The sequence below is a fragment of the Pseudomonas sp. D1HM genome (assembly GCF_019266105.1).
Lineage (GTDB): Bacteria > Pseudomonadota > Gammaproteobacteria > Pseudomonadales > Pseudomonadaceae > Aquipseudomonas > Aquipseudomonas taetrolens.
Genome location: NZ_LRMN01000011.1, coordinates 24,544 through 36,978, shown reverse-complemented (window position 1 = coordinate 36,978; position 12,435 = coordinate 24,544). Strand labels below are relative to the sequence as shown.

The 12,435-nt window shown below is 59.1% G+C and carries 12 protein-coding genes; 5 read left to right on the top strand and 7 right to left on the bottom strand.

Going from position 1 to position 12,435, the window contains the following annotated elements; genetic code table 11:
- Nucleotides 1-32: 32 nt before the first annotated feature.
- Together AWM69_RS13900 and AWM69_RS13895 are read left to right on the top strand one after the other, a co-directional pair.
- Nucleotides 33-1,142: a PepSY domain-containing protein gene (locus AWM69_RS13900; protein ID WP_218727211.1), complete on the top strand. Its 1,110-nt coding sequence runs from the start codon at nt 33-35 to the stop codon at nt 1,140-1,142.
- Nucleotides 1,142-1,327, top strand: coding sequence for a hypothetical protein (locus tag AWM69_RS13895; protein ID WP_048380830.1), 186 nt, complete (start codon nt 1,142-1,144; stop codon nt 1,325-1,327). The genes AWM69_RS13900 and AWM69_RS13895 overlap by 1 nt, the downstream gene beginning before the upstream one ends.
- Before the next feature lie 34 nt (nt 1,328-1,361).
- Here AWM69_RS13895 and AWM69_RS13890 read toward each other — a convergent pair whose 3' ends face one another.
- Nucleotides 1,362-1,862, bottom strand: coding sequence for an ATP-dependent zinc protease (locus AWM69_RS13890; protein WP_048380832.1), 501 nt, complete (start codon nt 1,860-1,862; stop codon nt 1,362-1,364).
- Nucleotides 1,863-2,093: 231 nt separating this feature from the next.
- On the opposite strand from AWM69_RS13890, the gene AWM69_RS13885 reads away from it, so the two are divergent.
- Complete coding sequence (locus tag AWM69_RS13885; protein WP_256930344.1) at nt 2,094-2,918, top strand: acyltransferase; 825 nt, start codon at nt 2,094-2,096, stop codon at nt 2,916-2,918.
- Nucleotides 2,919-2,984: 66 nt separating this feature from the next.
- Here AWM69_RS13885 and AWM69_RS13880 read toward each other — a convergent pair whose 3' ends face one another.
- Nucleotides 2,985-3,542, bottom strand: coding sequence for a DUF2780 domain-containing protein (locus AWM69_RS13880; protein ID WP_131653356.1), 558 nt, complete (start codon nt 3,540-3,542; stop codon nt 2,985-2,987).
- 273 nt (nt 3,543-3,815) lie between these two features.
- On the opposite strand from AWM69_RS13880, the gene AWM69_RS13875 reads away from it, so the two are divergent.
- On the top strand, nt 3,816-4,892 hold the full coding sequence (locus AWM69_RS13875; RefSeq protein WP_218727210.1) for an RHS repeat-associated core domain-containing protein: 1,077 nt from the start codon (nt 3,816-3,818) through the stop codon (nt 4,890-4,892).
- A gap of 65 nt (nt 4,893-4,957) precedes the next feature.
- Nucleotides 4,958-6,001 (top strand): RHS repeat-associated core domain-containing protein, encoded by a 1,044-nt coding sequence (locus AWM69_RS13870; RefSeq protein ID WP_218727208.1) that lies wholly within the window; start codon nt 4,958-4,960, stop codon nt 5,999-6,001.
- A gap of 67 nt (nt 6,002-6,068) precedes the next feature.
- On the opposite strand, the gene fdhA is transcribed toward AWM69_RS13870, so the two are convergent.
- The 5 genes from fdhA to AWM69_RS13845 form a co-directional block, all read right to left on the bottom strand.
- Nucleotides 6,069-7,268: a formaldehyde dehydrogenase, glutathione-independent gene (gene fdhA / locus AWM69_RS13865; protein ID WP_131653359.1), complete on the bottom strand. Its 1,200-nt coding sequence runs from the start codon at nt 7,266-7,268 to the stop codon at nt 6,069-6,071.
- 88 nt (nt 7,269-7,356) lie between these two features.
- Nucleotides 7,357-8,214 (bottom strand): formyltetrahydrofolate deformylase, encoded by an 858-nt coding sequence (gene purU, locus AWM69_RS13860; protein WP_131653360.1) that lies wholly within the window; start codon nt 8,212-8,214, stop codon nt 7,357-7,359.
- Nucleotides 8,215-8,344: 130 nt separating this feature from the next.
- Nucleotides 8,345-8,977 (bottom strand): sarcosine oxidase subunit gamma, encoded by a 633-nt coding sequence (locus AWM69_RS13855; RefSeq protein ID WP_131653361.1) that lies wholly within the window; start codon nt 8,975-8,977, stop codon nt 8,345-8,347.
- A gap of 98 nt (nt 8,978-9,075) precedes the next feature.
- Nucleotides 9,076-12,093 (bottom strand): sarcosine oxidase subunit alpha, encoded by a 3,018-nt coding sequence (locus AWM69_RS13850; protein ID WP_218727206.1) that lies wholly within the window; start codon nt 12,091-12,093, stop codon nt 9,076-9,078.
- Nucleotides 12,090-12,422, bottom strand: a complete 333-nt coding sequence (locus AWM69_RS13845; RefSeq protein ID WP_131653363.1) for a sarcosine oxidase subunit delta — start codon at nt 12,420-12,422, stop codon at nt 12,090-12,092. Before AWM69_RS13845 ends, AWM69_RS13850 begins: the two co-directional genes overlap by 4 nt.
- Between the last annotated feature and the right edge of the window lie 13 nt (nt 12,423-12,435).

Here is a 12,435-nt window from a genome sequence, read left to right as displayed (position 1 = left end):
GCAGTGGTTGTTTTTTTGTATTTGGGAACATCATGAAAAGCAAAACCATCCGCCGCTGGTCTTTTATACATACCTGGACCAGCCTGATTTGCACCGCCTTTTTGCTGATGCTGGCGCTGACAGGTTTGCCGTTGATTTTTCACCATGAAATCGACCATCTGCTGGGGGACGCGCCAGAGTTGAGGCAGATGCCCGAAGGCACGCCTCATCTCAATCTGCAACAACTGGTCAAAGCCGCCGAGGCTCATCGCCCCGACGAGGTGATGCAGTATTTCGGCTACGACGAAGATGAGCCCAATGCGGTGGTCGCGATCATGGCCGCCACGGCGGGCACCGAGCCCAACTCGTCGCATACTTTCATGCTCGATGCGCGCACCGGCGAAGCCCTGGAAATGCCGTCGGCCAATGGCGGGATCATGATGGTCATGCTGCGCCTGCACGTCGATATGTTTGCCGGCCTGCCCGGCAAGCTGCTGCTGGCGTTCATGGGGCTTTTGTTTGTGCTGGCGATCATCTCGGGCGCGGTGCTGTACTTGCCGTTCATGCGCCGTCACGATTTCGCCATGGTACGCACCGACAAATCCACGCGCCTGCGCTGGCTGGACCTGCATAACCTGATCGGGGTCGTGACCCTGACCTGGGCTCTGGTGGTGGGTGTTACCGGGGTCATCAGCGCCTGTGCCGACCTGATTATCGCCGCCTGGCGTACCGACAGCCTCAGCGCGATGGTCGAACCTTACCGCGACGCGCCCCCCCTGACCCGGCTCGCGCCGGCCAGTCGCCTGCTGGACATCGCTGCCACGGCCGCCCCCGGCATGCGCCCGGACTTTATCGCCTTTCCCGGTACACGGTTCTCCAGCGAGCATCATTACGGGGTGTTCATGAAGGGCAGCACGCATCTGACTTCACATCTGCTGACACCGGTGCTGATCGACGCCAGTACGCTTGAAGTCACCGCTGTGGCCGAACGGCCGTGGTACATGGATGCAATGGGCATGTCGCAGCCCCTGCACTTTGGGGACTACGGCGGCATGCCGATGAAGATTCTCTGGGCAGCCCTCGACCTGCTGACCATCGTGGTGCTCGGCAGCGGCCTGTACCTGTGGTGGGTACGCCGCCGCACAGCCAAGGAAAACACCTGATGAAACCGCGTCAGTCGAATTTCTGGAAGGTGTTCTCCATCCCCCTGGCCATCGCCCTGATCAGCGCAACGGGCCTGTTCAGTGCACTGCTGGATGACGGTGCGTGGGATACCCTGAGCTGGCTCGGCCTGGGCATACCGGTGTGGATCAGCCTGCGCGGATTGCTCCGCCGCCGGCAAGCATGACCCCCCGGCAACGGAACCTGCGCAGGACGTTACATCAGCAATCCGGTTTGTCGGCCGTGTAACGACGCGCCGGGTTTACCGCGGCGTCAAACTCACGCAAGGCCTTGGCACCGATCAGCAGCGGGTAATTGAAACTGCTGCGGTCGGTAAGGTTGACCTCAACCGTGCGCTTGACGTTACCCAGGCACATCTCCAGATCGACGACCGGACGCTTGGCGCTTTCTGCCGACTCCTTGTCTTCATCTTCATCTGCGCGACTTTTGATTTTGCTGATCCGCGCCACTTTGTGCTCGTAGACTTTTTTACTCGCGCCATCGGTGGCCAGCTGGAAGCGCACCCACGGCTCGCCATCGCGGGTGAAGGTTTCGATGTTCTTGGCCGACAGCGAAGCGGTCAACGCGCCGGTGTCCATCTTGGCTTTGAGGGTTTCGCCGATCTCAGGCAATTTGATGTATTCGTAGCGCCCGTACAGGGTCGGATCGGCGGCCATCACCGGCAATGCCAACAGGGATAGCAAGGCTAGAACAGACTTCATGGCGGCATTTTCCTTTCATGACTGGCCGCCTGCGGGAGAGCGAACAGGCTCGTCATACAGGCGACTCGGTGGGTCGGGTTTTCCGGGGTGATGCTATCGCGAGCACGCTCGCATCGACAGTGTTCAGTACACGGTAACCCATGACGTGTGAAACATTTGTCAGCCAGACGATTTGGCGATCTGAAGCCGTCTGCTTATCATGGCCGGTCACTGGACGTTCAAGAGTTATTTATGCGCCGCCTGCTCACCGGCTGTTTGGTTACCCTGTTATTGCTGTGCAACACCCTGATCCTGTTCGGGCCGCTCATGCTGTTTGCGCTGCTCAAACTGGTGTCACCGGGGCGCCTGCGCGATTACAACTCCAGCGCGGTCATGTGGATCGCCGAAACCTGGTCCGAGATCGACAAGCGTATTTTTGCCCTGTGCCTGCCCACCCGCTGGGACATTCGCGGGGCAGAAGGCCTGAGCCGCGACACTTCGTACCTGGTGATCAGCAATCACCAGTCGTGGGTCGATATTCCGGCGCTGATGCAGGGTTTGAACCGACGCACGCCGTTCTTCAAATTCTTTCTGAAAAAAGAACTGATCTGGGTACCTTTTCTGGGGCTCGCCTGGTGGGCGCTCGACTACCCGTTCATGAAACGCTATTCAAAGGCTTTTTTAGCCCGGCACCCGGAGCTCAAGGGCGAAGACCTCAAGATCACCCGGGCCGCCTGTGAACTGTTCAAGCGCCAGCCGGTGACGGTGGTCAATTACCTCGAAGGCACACGCTTTACCCCGGCCAAGCGCGCCCAACAACAATCGCCCTACACCTACCTGCTCAAACCCAAGGCGGGGGGCGTGGCGTTTGTACTGGCGGCGATGGGTGAACAGCTGGATGCCGTGCTCGATGTGACCGTGGTGTATCCACAGCCGGATATTCCAGGCTTTTGGGCGTTGATCAGCGGGCAAGTGCCCAAGGTGATTGTCGATATTCAGACCCGCGAGCTGGACGCGGCGTTGTGGCAGGGCGATTACGAGAACGATCCGGTGTTCCGCGAACATGTCCAGAGCTGAATCAACCAGCTCTGGATCAAGAAAGACCAGCGCATCAGCACCTTGCGTGCCGAGCGCGGCTAAGGGTTAAACGCCCCAGGCGCTGCCCAGTTTGCCCAGCAGTGAAGTACCGACACCTTCACCGCCCAGGTACTTGAGGATGATCGGGGCAAATTGACCGACCATGCCGCTGTCCATGCCCAGGGCCTTGAACGCGGCGTCCAGCTCAGCAGTGTTGGACACGTTGCTGACAGCGCTGGTCGCCGCCGAGCTGACACCATCGGTTTTACCCAACAAGCCGCCCAACTGGCTCAACTGGCCCAACGCACCTGCGCCGGACAGTTTGTTGATGCCCGGCACTTCCTTGGTCAGTTCCGAGTAGTCGGAACCGGTCAGCTGGTTCTTGGCCAGGCTCAACATCGCGCCCACACCGCCTGCCGCCTGTTCCGGCTTGACGTCTAGCTTGGACAACTCGCTCAGCAAACCCGCCGCCTGCAGCGATTTGTCTGTGCTTGCGCCATTGCCGTTGCCGCCTTGAACCTGAGCCGCGATACCAGCCACATCGCTCATGCTGAAACCTGCAAACACCGGGCTCGCCGCCACGGTCATCAATGTTGCCAGTGCCACGCCGCTCAACTTTTTCATCAATTAAACCTCTAGAACTAAAAAACCACCCGGTAACGAGCAGTAAAGCTGTGAGTTTGACCCAAAAAAGAAGCAGATGTTCCCAAATGCCACTATTGGATAAACCGGGCCGTAATTTTAGTTGAAAACAGGTTACAACCTGCAACCCACCCTGATCTGTGACGGTTTGCGGACAGGTTCAAGCCCAAACCTAGCAGTTCTGCTAGCTATACACACCGAGGATCTGGACAGATGCTAAGCACTCGCAGGCGTGGACAAATCCCGGAGTTTTTCATGAGCACATCCGATAAACGAGTCGCAGCGACCTACCAATATGATCCGCTGGATCGCCTGACAGATGCCCAAGGCGCCCGGCGTTTTTACAACAACACACGCCTCGCCACCGTCATCGAAGGCGAGCGCAGCACGTGCTTTTTTGAGCACGACACCCAGCCACTGGCACTGCAACGGTCTGGCACCGCTGCCGACACCACATTGCTGGCCACTGACGCGCAAACGTCGGTGCTGACCAGCCTGCCTGCTACGGCCAGCCCGTCCGTTCATCACTACACACCCTATGGCCATCAAGCCGCAGCCAGTGGTCTGTCCGGTGTACCGGGATTCAACGGCGAACACCCCGACCCGCTGACCGGCCATTACTTGCTGGGGCAAGGGTATCGGGCATTCAACCCGGTGCTGATGCGGTTCAATAGTCCGGACAGTTTGAGCCCGTTTGAGGAGGGGGGAATTAACGCGTATGCGTATGGCCAAGGTGATCCGGTAAATCGGGTAGACCCAAGCGGGCACTACGCGTCCCGCTTCCTGAACTTTCTCTCTCGTGGCGCGATAAAAGCTCAATCACGCGTCACCGGCGCGAAGGTTAAACCCGTTAAAAATGTGACACGACTTTCGGAAGGTATCGTTGCGTTCGAGGACATTTACAAAAACAAAAGCAGGCTGAACTTTATTGGTCATGGGACAGAGTTCGAAGGTGGGTATCGCATAAAGTACGATGACAAAAATGCCATTAACGCCGCCTCACTTTATAACTTGGCGTCTAACCACGGACTTGCCGTAAAGCAGTATGAAAATTTGCGCACGGTCATGTGCTATTCCGGCGATGGCGGGGCCAACTCATTCGGGGCCGAGTTGTCTTTGATCACAGGCCGCCCGGTAAAAGCCTACCAGGGGACGGTGATGACATCAGACCCCGATCAAATCATTCCACCGCTCAAAGTTGGCGAAACCTATTCATCGCGCACCGTGTTCGCCATTGAGAAGAACCGCGCGCCCACCAAATATTTACCCCGGGCTTTTAAACAGAACTTCAGACCCGTTACCTATGGCTCAAACATACGAGCAACCAACTGATTCTTCTAGTTGAGGCAAGCCCTTCAGGGTCACCTGTACATATTCACACTTACGGGAGTTCCAGCATGTTGCCCCACAACGTTCTGCTCAGCCGTTATCAATACGACCCGCTGGATCGCCTGAGAGGTGCCCATGGCGCCCAGCGCTTTTACAACAAAACACGCCTCGCCACCGTCATCGAGGATAAGCGCAACACGTGTTTTTTTGAGCACGACGCCCAACCATTGGCCCTGCAACGACTGGGCACTGCTCTCGACACCACATTGCTGACCACCGACGCACAAGCCTCAGTGTTAAGCAGCCTGCCCTCCAGCGCCAACCCGTCTGTTCATCACTACACCCCCTACGGCCACCGAGCCCTGGTGAGCAGTCTGCCGAGCGTACCGGGCTTCAACGGTGAACAGCCGGATCCGCTGACCGGCCATTACTTGCTGGGCCAAGGGTACCGGGCATTCAACCCGGTGCTGATGCGTTTCAATAGCCCGGATAATCTGAGTCCGTTTGGCCAGGGCGGGCTGAATGCCTATGCCTATTGCGCAGGTGATCCGGTTAACCGGGCAGATGCCACAGGGCACTTTTGGCAACACCTGATCAGTGCCTGGAAGGGGTTTCAAAACCGGGTCGGTTTAAGGGTTCCGTCACGGCAAAGGCAATCGTCAATCGCGTCGACTTCTTCGCTTCCTTTCCCCTCTATTTCCAGAGCCTCGTCCGTCTTTTCAATTTCACCCACGGCCTCAGGCTCCGTAGCTCCTGCGACGCCACCAGTGGCTACGGTGTTGAGCGGTAAGAGTGCCGCATGGACCACGCGGGAAGTTGAAGCATTGCAGGCGTTCAATGTGCCGCCGTTACCCAGATCCGACTCAATAGACTTGAATGATCTTGCGCAGATAGCCGACAACGTTCTGGATGAAAGACGAATGGGGATATATTTATCTGAAGACGACGCTGATCTTATGGCACTGCGCCGCCACTTTGCCGAAGGCTTGCCACAAAGACGCTCAAGTCTTCCTGAATATGACAATTTCGCCCCCCCGGACTATGAGTGGGTAAAAAAAAGCACCGCCCGAAAAAAACAACGCCCCCTGGGCGCAATCCGAAGGGCGTTGTAAATCGAGTGGTGCTTCACAGCGTCTGAATGGACGCCCACAACAAGCGGGCGTCGGTTCACTCCAGGCTTCAGTTGCCGCTGAACATCTTGTGCGGATCGATCACAAACTTCTTCGGCACGCCGGCATCGAACTCGCCATAACCGCGTGGTGCCTGGTCCAGGCTGATGACTTCAACACCAACAATGTCGGCAATTTTGATGCGGTCCCACATGATGGCTTGCATCAGTTGGCGGTTGTACTTCATGACCGGCGTCTGGCCGGTGTGGAAGCTGTGGGATTTAGCCCAACCCAGGCCAAAGCGGATACTCAGGCTGCCTTTTTTCGCTGCAGCGTCCACGGCACCCGGATCTTCGGTAACGTACAGGCCGGGAATGCCGATTTTGCCGGCGACGCGCACGACACCCATCAGTGAGTTGAGCACTGTGGCCGGGGCCTCATGCTTGACGCCGTCGTGGCCGTGACCACGGGCTTCAAAGCCTACGGCATCGACGGCGCAGTCCACTTCGGGCTCGCCCAGCAATTCGGCGATCTGCTCGTGCAGCGGGGTGTCCTTGGACAAGTCAGCAATTTCGAACCCTTGAGCTTTGGCGTGAGCCAGTCGAATCGGGTTCACGTCGCCCACAATCACGACGGCGGCACCCAGCAAACGCGCCGAAGCTGCCGCTGCCAGGCCCACCGGACCGGCACCGGCGATATACACCGTGCTGCCCGGGCCGACGCCGGCGGTCACTGCACCGTGATAACCGGTGGGCAGAATGTCGGAGAGGCACGTCAGGTCACGGATTTTCTCCATGGCTGCATCACGGTTCGGCAGTTTGAGCAGGTTGAAATCGGCATACGGCACCAGCACGTATTCGGCCTGGCCACCGATCCAGTCACCCATGTCCACGTACCCATAGGCGCCGCCAGGACGGGCCGGGTTGACGGTCAGGCACACACCGGTGTTTTGTTCTTTGCAGCTACGGCAGCGACCACACGCCACGTTGAACGGCACGGACACCAGATCACCGACTTTCAGGTGCTCCACGTCACGCCCGGCTTCAATCACCTCGCCAGTGATTTCATGGCCCAGTACCAGCCCGGTTTGCGCCGTGGTACGGCCACGTACCATGTGTTGATCGGAACCGCAGATGTTGGTCGATACCACACGCAGGATCACGCCGTGATGAATCGGTTTGCCCTGGGGATTCTGCATCTTGGGGAAAGGAATGCTTTGCACTTCAACCTGGCCATTGCCCAGGTACACCACGCCGCGATTGTCAGCCATCTGTATCACCCTTCTTGTAGTTGGTGGGTGAACTGCACGCGGCAAGCCGCAAGCAGATCTGTTTTCAGCTTAGAACGAGGTGCCCTCCCTAGAGCACCACCGTACGACCTCCATTTAGGAAAACACGCCGCTCAATGTGATACCCCACTCCCCGCGCCAACGTCTGGGCCTCGATGTCACGGCCTTTGGCGATAAGGTCTTCGGGATAGTGGCTGTGATCGACCGACTCGACCCCTTGGGCAATGATCGGCCCTTCATCCAGGTCGTTGTTAATGTAGTGCGCCGTGGCGCCGACCATTTTGACGCCCTTCTCGTATGCCTGGTGATAGGGCTTGGCCCCTTTGAAACCGGGCAACAGCGAGTGGTGAATGTTGATGGCCTTGCCATCGAGCTTGCGGCATAGCTCGGGAGAGAGCACTTGCATGTAGCGGGCGAGGATCACCAGTTCGGCACCGGTGTCTTCGATCACTTGCCACACCTTGGCCTCTTGCGCAGGTTTGTTGCGCGGGTCCAGTGCGAAGTGGTGGTAAGGGATGTCGTGCCATTGAGCCAGGGGCTCAAGGTCGGGGTGATTGGAAACCACAGCCACCACGTCCATCGACAATTGGCCAATGCGCTGACGGTAGAGCAGATCGTTGAGGCAGTGATCCGCCTTGGACACCATGATCAGTACTTTGGGACGGTAATGCGGGGGCGTCAGTTCAAAGCTCATGCCGAAGGCTTGAGCCCGTTCGGCCAGGCCTGAACGAAATTCGGTTTCGTCAAAGCCGTCCGGCTGACGAAATTCCACACGAATGAAAAACCGCGCCGAGCGCTGGTCGTCAAAGGAATGGTGCTCGGTGACGTAGCAGCGCTGCTCGAACAGAAAACGCGTCACCGCGTCCACCGTTCCCATGACGCTAGGGCAGTCGGCAGTGAGAATCCAGGTGTCCGGGGCACGGCTCATGGGGAAGTTCCTTATTGTTGTCCAGGTCTGTAGGAGCGAGCTTGCTCGCGATCCAGTCAACGCGGTCTATTTGAAAAAACCGCAGCGCTCAGATCGCGAGCAAGCTCACGCCCACAGGGGGTGTGTCGGGTCAGGCCTCAACACTCAGTCCGAACTCTGCAGCCGCGTCTTGCAACCATAGCCACCAATAGTCAGAAAAGCTGCGACGGATTAGGAGTTCCCAGGTGTCTTCGCCGGTATGCCGGATCACCAGCTGCGACTTGGCGAATACGGTGCCGACCGCCTTGCCCACCGGAAAGTTGTCAGGGTGAACGTCATAGCTGGTGGATTTCATCAGCACTTCGCGCACTTTCGGCCCGCTCAGTTCCAGCAGCTGTTGCCCGCCGCTGACGTTGACCACTGAGATGTGCAGCCCGGCCAGCGCCGCTCGCAAAGCTTGCTCCACTGCATATTCCTGGCCGCCAGGTACGATCAGCAGCCATTCATCCGGGCCCATCCACTGCAGCGACGACTCGCCTTTGGCCACCAGGCTCAAGGCCACGGGCAGCTCCAGGCCCAGGGCCTTGTGTACGCCTTCGGCAAAGGCCGGGTCCTTGGCATCGCCACGCAAGGTCAGGTGCCCGAGGAGTTTTTTCTCGCGCACAGTGACACCGGGATTTTTGCGTCCCTTGCCGACCAGGCCGCCGAGATTGGCGTGGTGCAGCGATGATTCGGCTTTCGCACCCGAGTCCGGGCGTTGTTGGTAAACGTTGGCTGTGCTCATGGGTCACCCGCTAAAAATGGTGGTGTTCGACCAACCTGCATCGCGAGCCAGGCACTGACCGACAGAAATGCGGCGTGCTTGCTCGCGACAGGTTTCACTCAAATATTTTGCCGTTCGCCTTTCGGGTCGAAGAACACCGAAGACACGATTTCGGCTTCGATCACAGTGCCATCGGCCAACGGTGCAAATACCCGCTCACCCATGCGGCTGAGACCGCCCTTGACCACGCCCATCGCAAACGAATAACCCAACGAGCCGCAGGTGTAACTGGAAGTCACGTGGCCGACCATGCTCATCGGGATCGACTGGCGAGTGTCGAACACCAGCTGTGCGCCTTCAGGCAACCATTTGGTCGGGTCGACCGGTTTGAGACCAACCAGTTGTTTACGCTGTTCGCGTACACAGTCTTCGCGGTTCATGCCACGCCAGCCGATCCACGAGAACGGTTTGGTCCGGCCTACACACCAGCCCATGTTCAGGTCATCCGGAGTCATGGAGCTATCGGTGTCCTGGCCAACGATGATGAACCCCTTTTCCGCACGCAACACGTGCATGGTCTCAGTCCCGTACGGTGTCAGGTTGTACGCCTTGCCGGCCTCGGCGATTTTCTCCAGTACGCCCATTGCGTAGTCGGCCTGGATGTTGACCTCGTAGGACAGCTCACCGGTAAACGAAATACGGAACACCCGTGCCGGCACGCCGCCCACCAGGCCTTCTTTCCAGGTCATGAACGGGAAGGCTTCGCGATCCAGGTCGATGTCCGTCACTTCACTCAGCAGTTTGCGGCTGTTAGGGCCGGACAAGGTCAGCGTCGCGTAGTGGTCGGTCACCGACGTGAAGTACACCTTCAGCTCTGGCCATTCGGTCTGTTGATAGATTTCCAGCCACTGCAGGACGCGTGCCGCGCCGCCGGTGGTGGTGGTCATCACAAAATGGTTGTCCGCCAGACATGCCGTCACACCATCGTCAAAGACCATGCCGTCTTCTTTGCACATCAGACCGTAGCGGGCTTTGCCCACGTCAAGTTTGGTCCAGGCGTTGGTGTAGATGCGGTTGAGGAACTCCCGCGCATCCGGGCCTTGAATGTCGATTTTGCCGAGGGTAGAGGCATCGAGAATCCCGACGCTGTCACGGACCGCCATGCACTCGCGCTTGACCGCCGCGTGCATGTCCTCGCCGTTACGCGGGAAGTACCACGGACGCTTCCATTGGCCGACATCTTCAAACTCGGCGCCTTGCTTGACGTGCCACGCCTGCAGCGCGGTGTAACGCACCGGCTCGAAGATATGCCCGCAATGCCGGCCCGCTACCGCGCCGAATGTCACCGGCGTGTAGTTGGGACGGAACATGGTGGTGCCCATCTGCGGGATGCTCACGTTCAGCGAGCGCGCGGCAATGGCCAGCCCGTTGACGTTACCGAGTTTGCCCTGATCGGTACCGAAGCCCAGCGCGGTGTAGCGCTTGACGTGCTCGACCGACTCGAAGCCTTCCCGGGTCGCCAGTTCGATGGCGGCAGCAGTGACGTCGTTCTGCAGATCGACAAATTGTTTCGGAGCCCGCGCCGTGGCTTTTTCATGGGGCACCTGAAACAGCGCCAGCGTCGGTTCTTCATGATGATTCAGGGCTTTGGGCAGCACGCCTTCAACCGGTTTGAAGCCGGCTTCGCTGGCCGCCCGTACGCCGCCTTCGAACCCGTCAGCCAGGCTGTCGGCGAGGCCGTATACGCCATTGATACCGCCCACGCACACGCGCTTTTGCGGCGCTTCGCCAGGTACAAAACCCAGAATATCTTCGCGCCAGGTCGGCTTGCCACCCAGGTGCGAAGCCAGGTGCACCACCGGGCTGTAACCGCCCGAGGTCGCTACCAGATCGCACTCCAGCCATTCGCCGGGGCTGGTGACGCTATGGGATTTGAGGTCAATCGCCGCCACACGGGCACCGGTGACATGTTTGCTGCCGCGCGCTTCAATCACCGCGCTGCCGGTCAGGATCCGGATGCCTTTGGCCCGCGCTTCTTCAACCAGGGCGCCGCGTGGATTGCTCCGCGCATCGGCAATGGCCACGACTTGCTGGCCGGCGTCGAACCAGTCCAGAGCGACGCGATACGCGTGGTCGTTGTTCGTGCTCAGCAACATTTTTTTGCCCGGCGCCACGCCGTAGCGGCGCACGTAGGTGGACACTGCGCCCGCCAGCATGTTGCCCGGTACGTCGTTGTTGCCGTAAACCAGCGGACGTTCGCAGGCACCGGTGGCCAGCACCACGCGCTTGGCCCGTACCCGGTTAATGCGCTGACGCACCTGACCGATCGGAGCCCGGTCACCGAGGTGGTCGGTCAGGCGTTCGTGAATGGTCAGGAAGTTGTGGTCGTGATAGCCGTTCACCGTCGCCCGGGGCAGCAGCACGACGTTCGGCAGTGCCTTGAGTTCAGCGATGACTTTGGCTACCCACTCCATCGCCGGTTTGCCGTCGAGGCTTTCACGGCTGTCGAGCAGGCTACCGCCAAATTCTTCCTGCTCATCGGCCACGATTACCCGTGCCCCACTGCGTGCGGCAGCCAATGCGGCAGCCAGGCCCGCAGGGCCCGCGCCGACGATCAGCACGTCGCAATGGTGGTTCATGTAGTCGTAGGTGTCCGGGTCATTCTCGGTCGGCGAACGGCCCAGACCGGCGGCCTTGCGGATGTACTTCTCGTAAGTCATCCAGAACGACTGCGGGTACATGAAGGTTTTGTAGTAGAAACCCGGCGGCATCAGCTTGCCGCCGACTTTGCCCAGAATCCCCATCATGTCGTTGTTGACGTTGGGCCAGCCATTGGTGCTCGTGGCAACCAGCCCCTGGTACAGCGCCTGTTGCGTGGCGCGCACGTTAGGGATCTGCGTGGCCTCGGTCGCACCGATCTGCAGCACCGCATTGGGCTCTTCGGCACCGGCGGCAAAAATGCCCCGTGGCCGTGAATATTTAAAGCTGCGGCCAATAATATCGACGCCGTTGGCCAGCAGTGCGGCCGCCAGACTGTCGCCTTCGTAGCCTTTGTATTGTTGGCCGTTGAAGGTAAAGGTCAGCACTTTGGAGCGATCGACGCGGCCGCCGTGGGGCAAGCGATGGGTCTGGCTCATACTTTTTCTCCCAACGCGCAAGTTGCCGTGGTGGTCAGCGGCGCGGACTGTTCGGTGAACTGCGGTTTGCTGCCGATCAGGTAAGTCTCAAGGATCTCGTACGTCACCGTGTTGCGCGTGGCGTTGAAAAACTGACGGCAGCCGGCGACGTGGTTCCACAGTTCATGGTGCAAACCGCGAGGGTTGTCACGAAAGAACATGTAGTCGCCCCACTCTGCATCGGTGCAGGCGTTGGGATCGAGCGGGCGCGGAATGTGCGCCTGGCCGGACGCGTGAAATTCCTCTTCGGAGCGAAGCTCGCCGCAATGGGGACAGAAGATGTGCAACATGAGTGATTCTCCT

Coding starts and splice junctions, on each gene's coding strand:
- AWM69_RS13845 (WP_131653363.1), bottom strand. CDS start 12,422: ATGTTGCACATCTTCTGTCCCCATTGCGGCGAGCTTCGCTCCGAAGAG.
- AWM69_RS13875 (WP_218727210.1), top strand. CDS start 3,816: ATGAGCACATCCGATAAACGAGTCGCAGCGACCTACCAATATGATCCG.
- AWM69_RS13870 (WP_218727208.1), top strand. CDS start 4,958: ATGTTGCCCCACAACGTTCTGCTCAGCCGTTATCAATACGACCCGCTG.
- AWM69_RS13855 (WP_131653361.1), bottom strand. CDS start 8,977: ATGAGCACAGCCAACGTTTACCAACAACGCCCGGACTCGGGTGCGAAA.
- AWM69_RS13895 (WP_048380830.1), top strand. CDS start 1,142: ATGAAACCGCGTCAGTCGAATTTCTGGAAGGTGTTCTCCATCCCCCTG.
- fdhA (WP_131653359.1), bottom strand. CDS start 7,268: ATGGCTGACAATCGCGGCGTGGTGTACCTGGGCAATGGCCAGGTTGAA.
- AWM69_RS13900 (WP_218727211.1), top strand. CDS start 33: ATGAAAAGCAAAACCATCCGCCGCTGGTCTTTTATACATACCTGGACC.
- AWM69_RS13890 (WP_048380832.1), bottom strand. CDS start 1,862: ATGAAGTCTGTTCTAGCCTTGCTATCCCTGTTGGCATTGCCGGTGATG.
- AWM69_RS13885 (WP_256930344.1), top strand. CDS start 2,094: ATGCGCCGCCTGCTCACCGGCTGTTTGGTTACCCTGTTATTGCTGTGC.
- purU (WP_131653360.1), bottom strand. CDS start 8,214: ATGAGCCGTGCCCCGGACACCTGGATTCTCACTGCCGACTGCCCTAGC.
- AWM69_RS13850 (WP_218727206.1), bottom strand. CDS start 12,093: ATGAGCCAGACCCATCGCTTGCCCCACGGCGGCCGCGTCGATCGCTCC.
- AWM69_RS13880 (WP_131653356.1), bottom strand. CDS start 3,542: ATGAAAAAGTTGAGCGGCGTGGCACTGGCAACATTGATGACCGTGGCG.